Genomic DNA, 18,909 nt, shown 5'->3' on the forward strand with positions numbered 1-18,909 from the left:
CTATTTCCTTTCCTGCTTTACAAAGATGTAAGCAGATGTTCTATCATTTCATTTACTACGTTTATATATCGGCTAGCTGCGTTGTAAGCTGACTGATATTTAATCATTATTGTAAGCTCTTCGTCTGAAGATACTCCGATAACACCCTGACGGCTGAATTCGATTTCTTCCTTTGTGCCTTCAAGAGATTGCTCTGTGCTAGAGTAAACGCTACCTGTGTTTGCTATTTCGCCAATCCACTTTACGTAGAATCCGTTGTATCCACATGGTGTTGTATCGCTTGGATTCAAATTGAAATCTGTCTTGTTCCAAATAGCACTAAGATTCTGACCAAGTGTCATATCCACCTGTGTCTGGTCCTTGTAAACCTTGTGTGGAATGTAAGATTCCTGCTTAATCAAATCTTCGTTAACTGTCAAAGATTTGAGAGTGTAGCACTTTGATGTGTCTGTAATATCCTCTTCGTTGTAAAGATATATCGTCTTTGTTTGAGTCTCATTATTTGCGTCTGTGTAAGTGATTGTCGCTGTTGTATAGCGGCTGCAACCATTTCTTACAAACAACTCACGTGGTGGAAGCTCTCCATCAGATCCAACCGAACAATTTGCCTCATCCATAACCTGGATGTTCTTCATCTGGGCGTCAGTAGGGTTGACTGTAACCTGATATCCCTCTTCGTTTACATATGTGTAGGAAACGTTTGTAACATCTCCTAATGCAGATGACATTGATGTAAGTGGGCTGTAGATATTGTTGATATCAACTACCAATTTATGAATCAATGTATCAAGCTCTGCCTCTGAATTCATCATGATTGAGTTTGCAATTCCATCCTCGTATACATCAGCGGAAATGGCATTGCCATTCTCATCGCAGTAGCCAAGGTAATTGCTCCAGCTATCTCCTCTTGCAAGAAGAAGGGCCTTTATTTCACCTTTATCTGTATCTCTTTCAGCACTTACATTTCCTAAGTTAAAAATAGGATAATATGTGTTAAGAGACTCATCATCCTCGCTTACAATATCTGAAAGCTGAGGCCAGTAAGGTGTGATGAAACCTGTCTTCTTATCTTTTAAAATACCTACTTCGTAGTAGTTATTTTCATCGATAAACTCAACACCTTCGATTTCAACATGAACGATACCGTTGTAATCCTCACGGTAGCTCATCTTTGTAAGGCCTGAAAGTTTATCCAAAAGTAAATCTCTGGTATCGCGAAGGTCCATGGCCTTTTCAACACCAGCTGCTTCAATCGCCTGTATTCTTTTATTTAAATCGACTATCTTCTTTCCGATATCGTTGATTGTTTCCAAATCTTCCTGAATCTTCGAGTTGATGATAGTCTGATAATCTTCAAATCCATCCTCTACAGCCTGAGCTCTAGACAAAAAAAGACTAGCCTTCTGCAATACAAGGTTCTGATTAACTGTATCAGAAGGATCCTTGGCGAACTCCTCAAATGCCTCTTCGAAATCGGCAATTGCCTGCTTGAAAGCCTCGCCCTGGGTCTCCTGAAGCTGTGTCTGAACCTCCTGCACTGCTTCTGAACTAGCGCTATAAAAAGAATATCGTCCATTCTCTGAGCGATAAGCTTTATCTAAAAAGATATCGCGAGCGTGGACGATTGTTCCTACCTGCACACCAAGGCCAGCGTACTGTGTGCTGACCGATGCGTTTCCTATTTTTCTATAATCTCTGTCTTCGTAAACAACCTGCTCACGTACATACCCTTCAGTATTTACGTTAGAAAGGTTGTTTGCAGTTGTATTTAATCCATGTGATGCTGACTGTAGGCCTGATGCCCCAACATATAAGCTTCCAAAACTATTAGCCATAGTCTATCCTCCAAAGTCTTACTAAAACTTTAAGGACATCCTTTTCCTACTGTTTAGCATCAAATCGTATATTACCTAATATTTCGCCTGTAGTTGTAGCATCTTTTCCGTAATTTGCTGTCTGTGGTGCCTGCTTCACACTCTTAATAAGAGTAATATCAAACTCCACCATTTCAATTGCCTGCTTCAGCAAGTTCTGAGTCTGAAAATTCAGCACCTGAACTTCATCAGCAACCTTTACCAATTGATCTCGTGCTACAGTAAGCCTTTCCTGCTCTACAGGTTGGTTAGCCAGATTATTTATCATCCATGAAACAGTAACCTGCTCACCATCATGCCCCATTACCGAAGCAATACTCTTCAACAAATGGGCGCGTTTATCCTCCAGTTTAAGCAGGGAGTCTGCAATGGCCTGCTCCTGAATGGTAATAGCTTCAAGTACGTCAAGCTTCTTATGGATAATAGAATCCTTCTTTTCTCCATTAAGATTAATTAACTTTTCATATTTCGACCTTTCACCATCCATAGTTAGGATCAATTCATCCAGTAAACTAGCCACGCTTTTCCCTCACAAAACTAAAGAATAGAACCAAACTGAGACATAAGCTTATCAGCAAAGTCCTCTGTGCTAACTTCATAAGTGCCAGCCTTAATTCTAGCCTTAATATCAGCTACAAGATCCTCTCTGATATCTGAAGCCTCAGATACTGCTGCCTTTGCAACATTAAAATCACGACCAGTAGATGAAATCTGAACCTCATCGCGACCCATGCTGTTTGTTTTTGCAGCCTGTGATGTGTTTTTAGTGTTTGATGTCTGATAGAGCTGAGCTACCTGGTTGTAAGCCTCTATACGCATATCGCCACACTCCTTTCCTCCCTGTGTTTACGTCGTTTTATGTCACATTAATTCTAGATACACTTTTCTTTACAACTCATTTATCGGTACTCCCAATCAAAACTTTAGAGCATTTTTAAAATTTTTTCAAATTTTTCTGAAAAAATCACTTTATATATGCCACGCCCACTAATACGTCAGGAATCTACCTACTTATTTACTTGCATCGTCTGCGGATTATGTTTTTCTAAGCATCACGTGTCGCATTTATTATGGTGCGTGTTCTTTAAATTCTTTGCACTTCTAACACCGCTGTTGGTAGAGTAGGCAGACACACACTATTTATAAGTATTAATCTCCACAGCAAGCTTAGGAATAATTGCCGCGACATTTGAAGTGAGCCTAGAAAATTAGAAAGGGGTATTTTGCGATGAATAGGCGTGAGGCGCCACGGACGGCGCCGAGAGCCCGACAACGAAACGGACTGAGTTAAAGGGCGGCGCCTAAGCATCCAAAATCCCCTTTCATAATTTTCTTGGCAAACGGAGTATGAGCGCAATTATCCTAAGCCTTGTGTGGAGACTAATACGTAGACTTCAAGTGTCTGCCCTCTACCCACAGTGGCTTCGAAGTGCAAAACCAATTAAAGGACACGCACTTAATGCTCCCTTGTGATGCTAAGAAAAACTATAATCCTTGCGCTGTCGGCGTAAATAAGTAGGTAGATTCCCTCCTATCAGTGGGCGTGGCATTACAATCTACTTCATAGGGAGGGATGAGGGCCCCACAGTTACCCAGGCGGGGCGGGGGGCGGCGGGATTTGGGCAAAATAAGTGCCCCAGGGGTGAGAGGTCCCTGGGGCTGTTAGAGAATTGTATCGGATAGAGAATTAAGATGTAAGCAATTTAATAGTAGTCATAACCCATACGCTGGTTATACTCGCCGTATGTGAGGATTTCCTCATCATCGGTATAGAAGCCTTCTTCTTTGAGGGCCTGCAATGTGTTTGTGCAGTCTCGTGTGAGCTGTACGTATATGCTCTGCTCATATCTGACATATGAGCTTCCGTATTCGTAGCCCCAGAAGAAGTCTGTGTCTGAGAAGTATGGAGTCTTCTTGTTTTGGATTGTGAAGCTGAAGTCGTTGTATAGTTTGTCTTCGCTATTGTAGTAGTTAGTGCCAAAGCTTGTAGTGAATAATTTGCCGGCATCTACGTCCTTCAATACTGCTTCGTAAACTCTTGCGAATTTTTCCTGCTTCTCTCGGTCTGTAAGATAGTCAAAATCTACGTATGTAGAGTAATAATCTTCAAGGCTTTCATCATAGAGGTAGCCGCTAAAGCTCATCTCTGTGATTGTGCAATCATCGTAAATATTTCCGATGACATGCTCTTTAATCTGGATTGGTGAATTTACAAAATCAAGGATTGGTTCTGTAGCTGCAACATACTGTGCGCTAACCTCTTCTGATTCTGTGTCTACAACTGAGTAGTCACGAATGATTGTCTTGCCATTCTTGAGCTTGTATTTGATTGTAAATGAGTTGCCAGGTACATCTGAGTAAAGCACATTTACATCACGAAGCTCCTTTTTGTCTTCAAGGAAGTTCTTGTGAAGCTCAATCATTGTGCCTATTTCGTCTTCATCAGTAAATACCATAGCGTAATCACAGTTGAAACCTACCCATTCAACGTCGTTTGCATTTGGCACTTTGTTTTCGATTTTGAAAACATCAAGTCTAAGGCAAAGAAGAACTACCAAAGCTGCTGCAGAATAACCTGCACAGTATAAAAACTTCTTTGCTGAGAATACTCGTACAGTCTTCTCTATCATCATCTGTGTCGCGTAGAAAAGTATGCATCCGATGATAATGGCCGATACGATAGCGATAGCAAACTTTGTGCTGTATGTAAGTGTTTTTGCCGCATTGATCATTTCTGCAACAAATCCACCTGCAACCATTGAAATGAAGAATGACATTCCAACAGTAAATACTGGCTTGAGGAATGGTACGGCAATGAAATCGTGTACTGTTTCAAGCTTCTTGTATTTGTAAAGCATGTAAGCGATGAATGTAATCACTACTGCTGCTACTACGTAAATAGCAAGATATTTGGCTCCAGTCAATTCATATGAGAAGCCTATAAGTTTGCCATAATCATCTGTGTCGACAACTGCGTTTATTCCACAATTTGCGCTAATGAAGAATGATGGTGTCAACATTGTTGAGTCTAAATCAGACAATGCTGATGACATACCAAACATCAGGAATGATGCTGTGATTCTAAAAGCAACTTCCATCAGTGTGTATAAATAACAGAAGATGAAGTAGAATACCACGCTTGTAATAATCTGACCTGATGTCATCATTGAGAAAACTGCTATTGAGATGAACAGCTCTGTTGCAACTGCAACTATCAATGTCCAGTACCAGATAGCATCTATAGCTGGTGCCTTTTCAACAAAGGCAACGATTGTCATGATGATGCTGTTTACTACAAGTGGCACAAGGCTCACAAGGGATGCTGTTGTAAATCCTGTAAAGAACAAGCTCTTTCTGCTAACAGGAAATGCGTGCATCATGTAGTTGTCGCGCTTGTTAAATAAGAACCAGAATGTAATGCCTGTGGCCACAATGGCAACTGTAAGTGCCAGTCCTGACTTTGGCACATACTGCATATGCTGATAAAGCATGATTTCACGTGTGTATCCTGATTCGACATACCATGAATTATCAAAATCAGCCATGGTAAGCACAAATGATATAGGAATCATGAGTAATAAGGCGATGAAGTATAACAGTCCTACTATCCAAGTCCTACTAAGATTTTTCTTAAACAAAGCCATGTTAAAAAATGATGTCTTTGACTGCATAGTTCTCACCTCCCAACTCGTAAATAAAGATTTCTTCCAATGTAAGTGGAAGCACATCCATCAAAAGTGGATTGAGTGCACCGATTGCTCGCTCGGCAGCTCTAGGCTCGCCCTTAACAATAAGTGTGTGTACTCGTCCATTTGTAATCTTCTTAAGCACTTCTATTTCTGGTGGGAGGGCAGGCATATCACCATCAAATGCGATTTGAATCTTTGTGATAGATGTCTGCAACTCATCAAGTGAACGTTCGATGAGAATCTTTCCATTATTCATGATTCCCACATGGTCACATACATCCTCCAACTCTCGAAGGTTGTGTGAGCTGACCAAAACTGTAAGTCCATTCTCCGAAACATCAGACATGATAAGGCTCCAAATCTGACGTCTCATTACAGGATCAAGGCCATCAACAGGCTCATCCAAAATCATAAGCTCTGGACGGGCTGCAATGGAAAGCATGAATGCCACCTGCTTTTGCATACCCTTTGAAAGTGTACGAACCATTTTCTTTGGGTTGATGGCTGGGAAGCAATCCATGATTTTCTTGAATAGTACTTCGTCAAACTTTGGATACATGTCCTTGTAGAATTTCATCATATCCATGGTGTTGGCCTGAGTAAAATAGAAAATGTCATCTGGAATTACAGTGAACATCTTTTTCAACTCAGTGTTTTCATATACTGGCTTGCCATCGATTGTGATTTCACCAGCATCCTGTTTATATACACCGCAAAGATGGCGAATGATTGTGGATTTACCAGCGCCGTTTGGACCTACAAGACCATAGATGGCGCCGCGCTCAACGTGCATGTTTAACCCATCGAGGGCTGCAAAATCGCCAAACTTTTTAGTTACGTTATTTACCTGTATCATGTTCAGTCCCTCCCTTCGCAAGCTCTTCAATACGTTTGATAAGAATGTCCTTATCTTCGCACAGATACAGAAGTTCTTTTACAATCTCATCGAATTCTTTCATCAATTCTTCATTCCTCCCTGATGCAACGTCAGCTCGCTGTGCAGCGAAGCTTCCCTTGCCCGCAATCGTGTAGATGTAACCTTCTTGCTCTAGCTCTCGATACGCCTTCTGAATAGTATTTGGATTTATTGACAGGTTGGTGGCTAGCTCCCTTACACTAGGCAACTTTTCATCCTGCTTTACCGCACCAGATACTACTAGGCGCCGAAGCCCGTCTTTTATCTGCTCATATATAGGCTTCGAATCTCGGTAGTTTAACTGAATCATCTAATACCTCCCCTACTAGGTATGTGTGTATGACACTGTATTACGTGTTCTAATACACTTATAGCACGATTGTTTTTTTTCGTCAAGGGTTAAAAATAGATTTTCTACTAAAAAGAAAGAGAGAAGTCTTCAAAACTTCTCTCTTCCTTTTGTTATTGTTAATTATAACTTTCTAATATATTTTCTACTAAAAGCTCAGAATTAGGTAAATAACAACATTTCACCATCGATCAGACTGTATTTATTACTTTTAAATTCGAAGCCGTTGAGATTAACAAACCCCAATTCTATAACACCTAGATTTCCGATGTTTTTTACTTGCTTCTCCTCATCTTCGCACTCCTCTAACGTCATCTTACGGTTAAAAAACTTGCATTCATAAATGAGATACTCGTCTTCTTTCTGTAGAACCACATCAAATTGTCCGTTCTTTTTTTCTTTAGGGTCGTCATACCAGTACGAACCAATATTTAGGACTCCTTTTATTGAACGAGATCTAACTTTTCTTTTGAAATATTGAACAACAATCCCTTCAAAACGCCTCTGTATAAATTCATCTATACTTTTCTCTATATATGTTTCATAAAATACTTCTTCACCAAGCATCTTAATAACCATGTCATTTCCAAAAATATATGTAAAATAGAATCTCATAAGATTATCAGAAATAACATAAAACTGCTTTTTCTTGTCATCAAGTTTGTTTATTGGGGCAATTTTTTCTATGGCTTCCATATTAATTAAATTCTTTAATTGCTTATCAAGAAGCCCATTGCCACCCCCTCCTAATCCTGATGTTAAATCTGAATACTTCTTGCTACCATTACCAATAATCTGGAATATCCTAATATCATACACCTTTTGAATTTCCTTCAAGATTACATTTTCGATGTATGTTCTTAAAATACTCGTTTCTGGAAGCAGCAGCTTTATTATATTTTCTTTTATCGATTTTTTTGAATCTATTGCAGATAGCACATATGGACTTCCACCAAATATGGCATAATTTTCGAATTTACGTCTTAATTCAGCCTCCGGATATAATAGGGAAGCGTCGTAATAGTCGAACTCTTCTATGTGCATTATCTCTGTAAATCTTCCAAATAATGGATTGCCTTCTTCCATTAATTCTTTCATTATTGTGATATATGAACCACACATAATAAGTTTCACGTTACTAGGAAGCATATCTATTATTATCTGCATGTAAGAATCAATTTCATTTTTCTTTCCAGCCTGCTTTAAATATTGATATTCATCAATTACAAATAGGAATGTTCCATTCTGACTTCCCAAGTAATCGAATATATCCTTCAATGTTTGAAATCTAATTTCAGGAATTCCAAGAGCAATAGAAATACTTCTAGACATTAATGTTAAATTACCCTCAAGCGTGGATTGAACACACATATAATTTATGACTTTACCATTAAATGTTTTTGATGCTTCTGCGATAAGCGTAGATTTTCCTACTCGACGTTTACCATATATCAGTATGGCAGCCTTATCTCTACTATTTAATTGTTCTTTTAGTTTAGATAATTCTTCAACTCTACCTACAAACATACTTCCTACCTCTATTGCGCTATACTGAATTATTTTTCACTGAATAAGTTTTCACTGAAAACATTTTCACTAACCTTTAATTCATTATAAAATATTTAATTCTTAATCGCAAGCTCGCATTTCCATTTCCAAAACAGTGCAAATGTATTAATCCCCAAAATAAAAACAACCCCTTTTTTTCTTTTGAAAATAAGGGGTTGTCTCCTTTTTAAGATGCATAGATTTAGTTTTTATCCAATCTGATAAGAAGTGAATGCCTGCTTTCTAGCTTTGATAACATTCAAGATTGTTGGAACTGCGCCACCTGCTGTGAAGAGGTATACAAGAGCAAGATCACCGATGAATGATGATGTTGCATCTGCGTATTCCAAAATATCCCAGAAATAGAAGGAAGCTTCTGATAATGAGAAGTCTGCCTCTGTCATCATGGTGATCATCCAATCAAGCTTCTCTCCGAAGTATGTCATGATAATCATGACGATTGAACAAATGATGATGCCCTTTGTGCTCATCTTTTTACCTAACATTTCGTATCCCTTTACAGTACAAACACCCATAACGAGACCAGAAATAACTGCTACATAACCCAGCTGACCAAGAATAATGATTGTTATCACGCCGATAACTGAACCAAGGAAAGCTCCTACAACTCCCGCAACAACACTTTCTTTTGTGTTGCTCATTTCTACTTCACTCTGCTGCAATGACTGTGTCACCTGTGTGTAACACTCATCGCAGAGGAATGATACGCTACCTGAAACGCAATAGCTGCCTAAGTTTGTGTGAGGCTTGCCGCAAGATTCGCAAACATCCTCAAAACCGTACATGTTGAAAGCTTCTGTCAAAGCCTTAATTGCGTTGATAAGGTAAGCGATGACCTTTTTAGTTGTCATGCCTCTGACTGTTGCAATTACATAATTGCCTTGAACTCCAAGAGACATCATGCCCTTATTTGCTTTGCAAATGCTCTTTAACAATTCCTTGTCTGGAAGCTGACCGTTCTTGCGAACTGAAGCGTAGACCATGTAATTATTGTTTGCCATATCCACCTTGAGATGGAAACCGCTGGCCTCTCCCATTAATGTATCTGTTTGTTCGTTTATGCGTAAACCTGTTGCCTGACCTACTTCGTCGTAAATCTTTCTAAGTCCTTTGTTCATATTTTTCTCTCCTTATCTAAGAACTGTATTCATCATAATAATTATTATATCGCTTGTCAATAGGTAGTATAATAATACTCACATTGTTTTTGAATAAGTACAATTTTACTACTTAACATATTATCTAACCATTGTGGCTGTTCCAAATAGCTCCTGGTATGAGAACTCATAGAACTTGAAACCATCTGCGTATGAACCTAAATCATATGGATAGAAATATACAAGGACCTTATCATCCTGGAATGCAACATTTCCTGAATTAATAGATGCATATTCGTACGCAGTGTCATATGCATCCTGATCTGTGGCTGCAAAATATCCGCCATTATCACCATCTGTGCTGTTTTCCAGGTAATCCTGGCGAACCTTCTCAGCAACCAAGGTCTTGAACTCTTCCTCAGTGCCTTTATAAAAATCTGCAAATGTCAGCTCCTCACCTGTCTGCAAATCAAAAATGTACTCATACATGCTAGGCATGCCGTGGGCGCCGCCACCATACCAATATCCGTTGAAGTCCACAATGAGATACCTGTCATTTATGATATTCACACCTGAGACATTATATGTGTCTGTCTCATGGTATGTGTCTGGATATTCCTTATGGTCCTCGCAGTCAGTTTCTTCTGCTTCCGCAACTGTCACTGGCTCATAAGAAACCTCTCCATCCATATACTCTTTCAGCTTTGCATTAATCTGATCTGCCACTGGTGAGTACTTGCCATCAAGAACAAATGCTTCTGCGTAGCATGAATACAAAGGTGTGCCGCAATATGGGCAGACAAAATTGCTTGTTCCGTAGATTATGGTGCCGTATTCGTATGCTTGGATTGTATCACTTAAAATGTCGATATCTGTAAGCTTGTCAGCTCCATCTACTCTGTACCATTTTACATCGGCCCCTTCCAACTTCATTACATATGGTTTTCCTGCTCTAAAGATTACATTATCAATATATGAAGCTCCTGGCGCAAACTCACTTTCGTACATCTCACTATAGGTATCTGCTACCGCATCGTATTCTGTAATCTTTTTTGTAGTTACATTGTACTGGTCAGTTTCGATTGTGGTAGCGTAATATACCTTGTCATCTGTCACGCCAACTACTATTACAGTCTCAGCATCGCCAAACTGCTTTGCTTCGCCAGTTTCAATATTGTAGACATATGACGTACTTTTGTAATCATCACCATCGTCGATGTCATAAATAATAACTTTGTCATTGTAGGCCATCACATATGAGGCATTGCTATTAAGGGCATCCAGCTCAGTGATGTTTCCTTCGGCATCCATTGTGGCAAACCGCTTATTTTCATAATCATATGAGGACAACTCAACATAGCCGAACATATCTATTTCTCTGGCAATGCAGTCTCCTCTACCGCTATCATTTGTGTCCACTGAATATCCGTCAATCTCTGTCTCAGAATCCTTATCCTCAGTCATCGTTCCATCATCGGATGGAACAAAGCAGAACTCCTTGAACTTTTCAGCATCATTGTTTATGCCAGCAATGTACAATTTTCCATCATAAAAATCTGAGTAATTAGCCCAATAGCTTGATTCCATTTCAAAGAACACATCAGCCTTTTCTGTGCTTAAATCCAAAGCAATGAATTCATATGTGCTGTCCCCATTATCATCAGTGGCATACTGTCTTAAGTACATCTTTCCATCATGGATTGCTTCAATCGTTGCATCTTCATCACAGCCGTTGTCTTTTAAAATCTTCTTAATAACGCTTCTGTCATAGGTGTTCATCTTATTTCCATCGGCGTCGACAGTATAGAAAATATCAGTGTCATAATCTGATTCAAAATAATACTCATCATCAAGCTGTTTGTTTTCTTCAGTTGCGGTTTCAGTCTTTTCCTCTGTCTGTTTCTCCTGAGTGGAAACCTCAGTCTTTGCCTCATCCTTCTTACAGCCCGTGATAGCAAATGTGATTGATGCAGCCAGCATCAGGCATATAAAACTCTTTTTCATATATTTCTCCATTTAAACATTTGTAAAGCCGCACAACATAGCGGTGCTGTGCGGCTTTTTGCATTCTATTTATGATTTATAGGATTAGTTCTGTCCATCAAAATCTGTATGTGTTGTTGCAAAGTGCTGTGTTGTTGCACTCTTCTCACCATCATTGCAGCAAGGGTCAGCCTTCTTTTCAACTGGCTTTGATGCTGGAGCCTTGTCTACTGGAGTGTTGTTGCCAAAACCAAGCATCTCTGTCTTGAATGTAAGATCTGATGCAGCGCCTGCAAGATCTGTAGGAACTACAATCTTTGTAGCGCGGCCATCGCCAAGCTTTGAAAGAGCTTCGAGCTTCTTGATAAGAAGAACTCTCTCATCCATGTTTGCTTCCTTGAGCATTTCAATACCGCGAGCCTCTGCCTCGTATACAAGACGGATTGACTCAGCCTGACCTGTTGCTCTTGCAATAGCAGCATCTCTCTCAGCCTCAGCCTTAAGAACGAGGGCCTGCTTATCACCTTCTGCACGAGTGATTGAAGCCTGCTTGTGACCTTCTGCCTCAAGAAGAGTCTCACGACGATCACGCTCAGCCTTCATCTGCTTCTCCATTGAACGCTGGATCTCTTCTGGTGGAATGATGTTCTTGAGCTCAACACGGCCTACCTTGATACCCCAAGGATCAGTAGCCTCATCAAGGATAACACGCATCTTTGAGTTGATGTTGTCGCGAGATGTAAGTGTCTGGTCAAGCTCCAACTCACCAACTAAGTTACGAAGAGTAGTAGCTGTAAGATTTTCAAGAGCAAGGATTGGGCGCTCAGCACCATAAGCATAAAGCTTTGGATCCTGTACCTTGAAATAAACTACAGTATCGATTTTCATGATAACGTTATCCTTTGTGATAACATCCTGTGGTGGAAAATCTGCAACCTGTTCCTTTAATGAAACACGCTTTGCAACACGATCAATGAATGGAATGATTACATGGAAACCTGGTACCAATGTGTTGTGATACTTACCAAGTCTTTCAATGACAAATACGTATCCCTGTGGTACAATGCGGATTCCAAATCCAACTGCAATCAAAACTAAGACTAATACAACAATTAAAAATCCCATAAAATGTCCTCCCTTTTGTAAAACATCTATTGTCATTATTGTAGTCCATTAGAATTAGAAATGCATCAAGTTTTTTAACTTAACTTTCACTTAACCCGGCAGCTGAACACAATTCACCGCAACTATCGCTAGCATTATAATTCCTGCCCCCATAAAGGAAATCATAAAAATATTTCCTACCAGCTTCAAATCTTTATCCTGCGAGTTGTTTTTGCTTACTGAAAAAACCCTTCCCAAAGCAAATCCCAGAACTGTAAAGAAAATCCCCATAAGCAACAGGAATAGATCACCCTCCTCAAATTCAAAAATTAGAGAGTGTGAGTTCATAAAATAAATGACAATTGCTGCAACCACTACAGCCCAGACTACCCCCATTATTCTCACAACCCGCAGTGACTTTTTGGCAGCATCTTCTGTATTTCTATCTGCGCAGGCTATATCATCCCTCAATATGTTTTTGCTATTGCTTCCCACATTTACCAATATGAATAGCCACACTCCCGCCACCATTACAACGGGTACTATGAAAAATAAATCAAACATTTTCTCCCCTTTGTTTATGGAATCTGATTCTATGCAAATTCCTTCTCAATATTATCTCTGATGATTGATACTATGTTTTCTGGAATAGTAATTCCTTCATCTTCTACGGATAATTTTACATGATTCCAAGCGTCATCTGATAGTGTAAAATCAAATGACTCTCTGAAGCTTGCATCTGGAAGCTTTCCTGTGATTGTCTTTGTAAGAGTCATTGCCACTAGATAATCGCCTATGCCCGATGCGTGGGCTCCATCTTTGTAATACAAATCTGCATCAGGTTCATTTACCAATTCCTTCAGAACATTGCTCCAGATTTCTCCAATAGGAGCTAGCTTCGCGCCTTCATCCTCTGCAATCTTTCTATATCTGCGATTCATCTCCGACTGATTTTCCGGCTTATCCTTCTCCGCCCATGTTTCAAAGATAATTGGAGTTGTATTCACTTTCTTACATAGTTCTATAATCTCGTGAGTGTACTTGATTGTATCCTCAAAGTCTGTCATAGGATGCGCACACTCCTGAATGATGCAGTAATCATATCGGCCATGCAGGATATTAAATCTTTCTGAGAAATACTCCTCATCCATGTGCCACTTCAAGCTTCTTCCTGAGTAAGCCAGCATAAACACCTGACATTCTTCACCTGTAGCATTTTCCACCATACGCCTTACCAGCTCCGGCATGTCATTCATGTACGTATGACTATTGCCAATAAACAAAATCTTCTCCATTTCTTTCCTTCCGACACGCGAATTTCAAGATTCTTCAATTCTGCGTGTCCACTTTTTACCTTCCAGACACGCACTTTTGTTGTTTCTTAGATTTTGCGTGTCTATTTTCACTATCTCAGACACGCACTTTTGCAGTTTCCCGGATTCTGCGTGTCTATTTTCACTATCTCAGACACGCACTTTTGCCATTTCCCGGATTCTGCGTGTCTTCTTGCTCTATTTCAGACACGCACTTTTACTGTTTCTCTGATTCTGCGTGTCTTCTTGCTCTATTTCAGACACGTACTTTTGCAGTTTCCCGGATTCTGCGTGTCTTTCGCTTTAAAACCCGACACGAAAAACAACTCATTCTCTGTTATTTCGTGTCGAGTCCACTTCTGGCACTGAATGCTATCTCAACCTACCCCACCAAAGAATCAACTAGCCTACAAGCTACTCCACTACCTCTACTTCTCAATCACCACTACTCCAGAGCAGTAGCTCTTTGGTTCGTACTTGATTCCTGGGAAATGCTGCTGCAATTCATCCAACACAAAATAGATTTCATCGTCATCCCAGCGTTGGCCTTCTTCTACCTTGCACTGCTCGAGCTTTTCGCGAGTTTCAAAAGCAACATCTCCAAATAGGATTTTTCCACCATCATTCAACAAGCCAAGGAGTTCCTTGATGAACTCCACCTTCTGCTCATCATTAAGATGGTGAATTGAATAAGTACCAACGATGAAATCAAATTTCTTCTCATGTAACTCTGGCACTAATCCCTTAGTGATATCTCCTTGATAAAGCTTTGCATCTGGCATCTTCTCTTGGGCAAGCTCAATCATACGAGCCGAGAAATCCTGACCATATACTTCACAGCCATGCTCATAAAGCTTAGAAGTAAGTGTGGCTGTTCCAAAGCCGATATCTAGAACTGCTGCACCGGGCTTTTCCATAATCACTTCATAGATATACCCTAGCACATTCTTATAGCCAGCAAATGGATAAACATTGCTCTCCTCTGATAATCCAACTGCCTCGTCATATCCATCTGCCCATAAATCAAATCCTTTGTTGTCTAACATAATCTGTCTCCTCTATGTATGTCATTTTCTTACCTGTTCACTTTATCAATTTACCCTATAAAAGTAAATAACCAACAAAAAAATGAGCAACTCCATTAAGAGTTGCCCATTTTATTATCTCCCTACTATTTCATCGAAAATGGCTTGTGCCACTTCTTCTTTTGTCATGATTGGAAGCTCTTTGGCACCATCAGCCGTGATAAGAGTTACCACATTGGTGTCTGTGCCGAAGCCTGCCCCCCGTGTACGTAGATTGTTGGCGACGATCATGTCCACATTCTTTTTCTTCAGCTTAGCGCTGGAATTCTCAAGCATGTTTTCCGTCTCCATTGAGAATCCGCAAATAAACTGTCCTTCTTTTCTGTGGGCACCAAGGTATGCCAAAATATCTTCCGTTCTCTCAAGCTCTATACAGCTAGCTTCACCATCTTTTTTCTTTATCTTCTCCGTTGCAACATTGATAGGTCTGTAATCTGCAACTGCTGCACTCTTTATAATAATGTCGCACTCCCCGGCCGCGTTTTTAACTACCTCAGCCATTTCAGCAGCGCTTCGTACGGGAACAACATTTACAAACATAGGTGACTCAATTGCAACTGGACCAGACACAAGTGTGACATCGGCGCCGCGCTCCATGGCAGCCTTGGCGATGGCGTATCCCATCTTGCCAGTGCTGTGATTTGTGATGTAGCGGACTGGGTCGATTGCCTCCTCTGTAGGGCCTGCGGTAACAAGCACCTTTTTGCCAACCAAATCGTGATCGTGGGCAAGCTCTCGAAGAATGTACTGAAGGAGTACTTCTGGTTCAGGCATCTTGCCTGCCCCTGTGTCTCCACATGCTAAATATCCATTAGCTGGATTGATTATTTCAAATCCGTATTTACGAAGTGTTTCAAGGTTGTCCTGAACGATCTGATTTTCAAACATGTTTGTGTTCATAGCTGGACTGACAAGCTTTTTGCATTTTGCTGCGAGAATTGTTGTAGTAAGCATGTCGTCTGCTATGCCATGGGCCATCTTGCCAATTACATTGGCGCTAGCGGGTGCCACCATAAAAATATCGGCTCTCTTGGCAAGTGCCACATGTTCAACGTTGAACTGAAAATTCCTATCGAATGTGTCAACTAAACATTTATTTGAAGTAAGAGTCTCGAAGGTAATTGGATTGATGAAATTGGTGGCGTTCTTTGTCATGATGACATTTACATCCGCTCCCAATTTTACAAGTGCCGAAGCAAGACTTGCAATTTTGTATGCTGCGATGGAGCCTGTTACTCCAAGGACTACACATTTACCTTTTAACATAATCCTTTGATACCTCCGAAAACTACTAACTAGATTGCTACTTTACGCTTATTTCTCCCTAGTTGTTTATATTAAAGTGCTGCCTGCTTTGCTGAATCATCAGAAGCTACAGCTTTGATTTTCATTGCCTTATCTGAATATACACCTGCTGGCTGAATCTTATCAAGTACGATGCCTACTAAATAAACAATTACGGCACCAACGATAGCTTCGATAACACCATTGAAGCTGATAACACCAGCGATTACTGCCATAAGAGCATCTGGGTCAATCTGTAAAAGCTCAGCGTATGGAACCTTATAGAAAAGATAGATGCTTCCCATAACAAGAAGTGTATTTGTCATTGCGCCTGCAATACCAGCTGTGATAAAGCCAAGAGCCTTTGCATCCTTGTTCATGAAAAGGTATTCAATACCAGCGAATGCTGCGATACCAACAACGATACCGATTACTCTTGCAACTGAAACTGACATTCCAAGTACGCCTTCTGAAATCATTTTATTAAAGAATGCGAACACGCCAAATCCAAGAATGAATGACACAACTGCATTGATAATTGAACCAACTACAGCCTTCTTATCAGAGCTGATTGCCTTCTTGATACCAACATATACGAAGTAAGGTACCACACCGATAAGAATTCTTGGTACGATAGCGATGAATGTACTCTTGAATACGATTAAGAGTGCTGCTCCAACTGAATCATGTGGAAGCATTGTCAATGCAGCTACAGGCGAAAAGATGAATGCTGATGCTGCTGGTGCGATTGAACTCTTAATGAAACTGCTGAGTCCGAATACGCCTCCAAGAAATGCGCCCTTCTTTGGTCCTAAGAATAATGAACCAATGATAACTGGAATATGAAGTGTTGTTGCATTAATAACTACAAGTGGAATAAATCCGAGTGGTGTTGAAGCCATTACTACAATAATGGCTGTGAATAACGCTGTGAGCACAAGCTCATAGGTCTTAGAATTTCTGCTTTGCATTTGTTCCTCCTTTTGGTAGAAGCCTCGACGGGTCTCCTCCTAGTAAAACCTTGCGTAAAGCGTAGCAACCATATATTACCATCTTTTTTTCAGAAGAACAATAAATTTTTAACAATGTCTGATTTCTGGCAAAAAAAGACCAGCCCTGACGAGCTGGTCTGTAATATCTTTTCTTATTTGAGTGCCATCTCTTCCATCTCACGAGCGATGCGGTTGATTACATCAAGAGTATCATTCATATCATGGAGGGCATCCATTGCGTTTTCGCTGACAGATCCAACTGTATCTGTAGCTGCTGCAACCTCTTCTGATGTTGCAGAAAGATTTGTGATGTTATCCATAATCTGTGAGTTTGCTGAAATAACTTCATCCACAGAAGACTTAACCTGAACAACTCCGTTACGAAGTTCATCAGTACCTTCTTTGATAGTATCAAGCTTTGTGCCTGTCTCAGAAATAAGTTCGTTCTGCTTGTTAGCATACTCTGCTGACTTTGACATTGCAGATGCAGCTGAACGAGCATCGGATGTAAGGCGCTCGATAATCTTTGCGATTTCTTCTGTAGCCTCGCGTGTGCTTTCTGAAAGTGCACGAATCTCATCAGCAACTACTGCGAATCCCTTACCTGCCTCACCAGCACGGGCTGCCTCGATTGAAGCATTAAGAGCGAGCAAGTTTGTCTGACTTGAAATACCAAGGATTGTCTCTGTGATACCCTGGATATCCTGAATGCTATCGTTAAGAGCCTGTGTGGTTGTACTTGTTTCGATATTGATATTTGCAACCTTTTCTGCCTGGCTCTTAAGCTGGTTGATAAGGTCAACACCTTCATTTACAGAATCTTCTACTCGGCTTGAAACCTCATCGATTGTTGTAGCTTCTTCGCCGACTGTCTGAATGCTTTCCTGAATGATTGCAGTCTTGTTTGTCTGATTCTCAATAGCCTCTGCAATATTCTTTGTACCTTCAACGATTTCCGTAACTGAATCATTAACAGTGTTCATTGAATCATTAAGGTTTGTAGAAACGTCATTAGCTTCCTCAAATTTCTTATTGAGCTGCTCTGCCAAATCAACGATTGTTTCTGAAGTCTCTTTGATATCCGCTGCATGCTCTTTAATAGTATCAAGAGTCTCTGTTGTCTGACGGCGCTGTTGCTTACAAACGATAACTGCGATTGTACATGCAATCAAACTGAATACAAGCTGTGTGACAAGCTCTCTTACTTCTAGATTACCTCTTAAAATCTCATTTATTCCCGATAATAGCAGTCCAAAGTTTGCAATAATAACGCCAATTCGAACTGTTCCAGCCTCACCGTATATCATTACAATAAGGATGATGGCATACATGAAAACATACATGTGCTCATCGTTAGGACGGATAATCGTCATTAAGAAAAGCGCTACCATTGATAATGTTACACAATATTTATAACGATACTTCTCCCCAAATGCACTAAAGCAAACCTGGAACAAAATGATATCAAGTACTGCCACAGCCAATCTGACAATATCCAGCACATTGATGCCTGTCACAACCAGTGCTCTAACATTGAAAAATACCAATGCCATGGCTGTGATTGTTCCACAATATCTAGCTAGTCTGTTTTTTTCGAACATCTGTCTTGTTTGGATGCTCATGTTTTCATTTGCCTCACCCATTATTGTGTCCT

The 18,909-nt window shown here is 40.2% G+C and carries 16 protein-coding genes; all 16 read right to left on the bottom strand.

Annotation, left to right across the window (positions count from 1 at the left end; genetic code table 11):
- Window positions 1-17: 17 nt before the first annotated feature.
- The 16 genes from BMY66_RS12780 to BMY66_RS12855 all read right to left on the bottom strand — a co-directional run bounded on the left by BMY66_RS12780 (window position 18) and on the right by BMY66_RS12855 (window position 18,898).
- Complete coding sequence (locus tag BMY66_RS12780) at window positions 18-1,835, bottom strand: flagellar hook-associated protein FlgK (RefSeq protein ID WP_090395409.1); 1,818 nt, start codon at window positions 1,833-1,835, stop codon at window positions 18-20.
- Between the two features lie 46 nt (window positions 1,836-1,881).
- A complete protein-coding gene (locus tag BMY66_RS12785; RefSeq protein WP_143064540.1) occupies window positions 1,882-2,394 on the bottom strand; it encodes a flagellar protein FlgN in 513 nt (170 codons plus the stop codon).
- 17 nt (window positions 2,395-2,411) lie between these two features.
- Window positions 2,412-2,693 (bottom strand): flagellar biosynthesis anti-sigma factor FlgM, encoded by a 282-nt coding sequence (flgM, locus tag BMY66_RS12790; protein ID WP_033152224.1) that lies wholly within the window; start codon window positions 2,691-2,693, stop codon window positions 2,412-2,414.
- An 884-nt stretch (window positions 2,694-3,577) separates the two neighbouring features.
- Window positions 3,578-5,545 (bottom strand): hypothetical protein, encoded by a 1,968-nt coding sequence (locus BMY66_RS12795; protein ID WP_090395410.1) that lies wholly within the window; start codon window positions 5,543-5,545, stop codon window positions 3,578-3,580.
- Window positions 5,520-6,419, bottom strand: coding sequence for an ABC transporter ATP-binding protein (locus tag BMY66_RS12800; RefSeq protein WP_033152228.1), 900 nt, complete (start codon window positions 6,417-6,419; stop codon window positions 5,520-5,522). The genes BMY66_RS12795 and BMY66_RS12800 overlap by 26 nt, the downstream gene beginning before the upstream one ends.
- Window positions 6,403-6,789, bottom strand: a complete 387-nt coding sequence (locus BMY66_RS12805; RefSeq protein WP_033152230.1) for a GntR family transcriptional regulator — start codon at window positions 6,787-6,789, stop codon at window positions 6,403-6,405. Before BMY66_RS12805 ends, BMY66_RS12800 begins: the two co-directional genes overlap by 17 nt.
- Window positions 6,790-6,990: 201 nt before the next feature.
- A complete protein-coding gene (locus BMY66_RS12810) occupies window positions 6,991-8,355 on the bottom strand; it encodes an AAA family ATPase (RefSeq protein ID WP_044938930.1) in 1,365 nt (454 codons plus the stop codon).
- Window positions 8,356-8,585: 230 nt separating this feature from the next.
- Window positions 8,586-9,515: a hypothetical protein gene (locus tag BMY66_RS12815; RefSeq protein ID WP_044938933.1), complete on the bottom strand. Its 930-nt coding sequence runs from the start codon at window positions 9,513-9,515 to the stop codon at window positions 8,586-8,588.
- A gap of 120 nt (window positions 9,516-9,635) precedes the next feature.
- A complete protein-coding gene (locus BMY66_RS12820) occupies window positions 9,636-11,498 on the bottom strand; it encodes a DUF4163 domain-containing protein (protein WP_090395411.1) in 1,863 nt (620 codons plus the stop codon).
- Window positions 11,499-11,582: 84 nt separating this feature from the next.
- Window positions 11,583-12,602, bottom strand: a complete 1,020-nt coding sequence (locus BMY66_RS12825; RefSeq protein WP_074789518.1) for an SPFH domain-containing protein — start codon at window positions 12,600-12,602, stop codon at window positions 11,583-11,585.
- 90 nt (window positions 12,603-12,692) lie between these two features.
- Window positions 12,693-13,145 carry a hypothetical protein gene (locus BMY66_RS12830; protein ID WP_090395412.1) on the bottom strand — a complete coding sequence of 151 codons (453 nt, stop codon included), beginning with the start codon at window positions 13,143-13,145 and terminating at the stop codon, window positions 12,693-12,695.
- A 29-nt stretch (window positions 13,146-13,174) separates the two neighbouring features.
- Window positions 13,175-13,876 carry an SGNH/GDSL hydrolase family protein gene (locus tag BMY66_RS12835; RefSeq protein WP_090395413.1) on the bottom strand — a complete coding sequence of 234 codons (702 nt, stop codon included), beginning with the start codon at window positions 13,874-13,876 and terminating at the stop codon, window positions 13,175-13,177.
- A 446-nt stretch (window positions 13,877-14,322) separates the two neighbouring features.
- A complete protein-coding gene (locus BMY66_RS12840; RefSeq protein WP_090395414.1) occupies window positions 14,323-14,940 on the bottom strand; it encodes a class I SAM-dependent methyltransferase in 618 nt (205 codons plus the stop codon).
- A 114-nt stretch (window positions 14,941-15,054) separates the two neighbouring features.
- Window positions 15,055-16,245: a bifunctional phosphopantothenoylcysteine decarboxylase/phosphopantothenate--cysteine ligase CoaBC gene (gene coaBC / locus BMY66_RS12845; protein ID WP_090395415.1), complete on the bottom strand. Its 1,191-nt coding sequence runs from the start codon at window positions 16,243-16,245 to the stop codon at window positions 15,055-15,057.
- Between the two features lie 71 nt (window positions 16,246-16,316).
- Window positions 16,317-17,234 (bottom strand): ECF transporter S component, encoded by a 918-nt coding sequence (locus BMY66_RS12850; RefSeq protein ID WP_074789500.1) that lies wholly within the window; start codon window positions 17,232-17,234, stop codon window positions 16,317-16,319.
- Between the two features lie 173 nt (window positions 17,235-17,407).
- A complete protein-coding gene (locus tag BMY66_RS12855; RefSeq protein ID WP_177175670.1) occupies window positions 17,408-18,898 on the bottom strand; it encodes a methyl-accepting chemotaxis protein in 1,491 nt (496 codons plus the stop codon).
- Window positions 18,899-18,909: the final 11 nt, after the last annotated feature.

The sequence above is a fragment of the Pseudobutyrivibrio sp. C4 genome, assembly GCF_900111635.1.
In the GTDB taxonomy this organism is placed as follows: domain Bacteria; phylum Bacillota; class Clostridia; order Lachnospirales; family Lachnospiraceae; genus Pseudobutyrivibrio; species Pseudobutyrivibrio ruminis.

Coding starts and splice junctions, on each gene's coding strand:
- BMY66_RS12780 (WP_090395409.1), bottom strand. CDS start 1,835: ATGGCTAATAGTTTTGGAAGCTTATATGTTGGGGCATCAGGCCTACAG.
- flgM (WP_033152224.1), bottom strand. CDS start 2,693: ATGCGTATAGAGGCTTACAACCAGGTAGCTCAGCTCTATCAGACATCA.
- BMY66_RS12795 (WP_090395410.1), bottom strand. CDS start 5,545: ATGCAGTCAAAGACATCATTTTTTAACATGGCTTTGTTTAAGAAAAAT.
- BMY66_RS12800 (WP_033152228.1), bottom strand. CDS start 6,419: ATGATACAGGTAAATAACGTAACTAAAAAGTTTGGCGATTTTGCAGCC.
- BMY66_RS12805 (WP_033152230.1), bottom strand. CDS start 6,789: ATGATTCAGTTAAACTACCGAGATTCGAAGCCTATATATGAGCAGATA.
- BMY66_RS12810 (WP_044938930.1), bottom strand. CDS start 8,355: ATGTTTGTAGGTAGAGTTGAAGAATTATCTAAACTAAAAGAACAATTA.
- BMY66_RS12815 (WP_044938933.1), bottom strand. CDS start 9,515: ATGAACAAAGGACTTAGAAAGATTTACGACGAAGTAGGTCAGGCAACA.
- BMY66_RS12820 (WP_090395411.1), bottom strand. CDS start 11,498: ATGAAAAAGAGTTTTATATGCCTGATGCTGGCTGCATCAATCACATTT.
- BMY66_RS12825 (WP_074789518.1), bottom strand. CDS start 12,602: ATGGGATTTTTAATTGTTGTATTAGTCTTAGTTTTGATTGCAGTTGGA.
- BMY66_RS12830 (WP_090395412.1), bottom strand. CDS start 13,145: ATGTTTGATTTATTTTTCATAGTACCCGTTGTAATGGTGGCGGGAGTG.
- BMY66_RS12835 (WP_090395413.1), bottom strand. CDS start 13,876: ATGGAGAAGATTTTGTTTATTGGCAATAGTCATACGTACATGAATGAC.
- BMY66_RS12840 (WP_090395414.1), bottom strand. CDS start 14,940: ATGTTAGACAACAAAGGATTTGATTTATGGGCAGATGGATATGACGAG.
- coaBC (WP_090395415.1), bottom strand. CDS start 16,245: ATGTTAAAAGGTAAATGTGTAGTCCTTGGAGTAACAGGCTCCATCGCA.
- BMY66_RS12850 (WP_074789500.1), bottom strand. CDS start 17,234: ATGCAAAGCAGAAATTCTAAGACCTATGAGCTTGTGCTCACAGCGTTA.
- BMY66_RS12855 (WP_177175670.1), bottom strand. CDS start 18,898: ATGGGTGAGGCAAATGAAAACATGAGCATCCAAACAAGACAGATGTTC.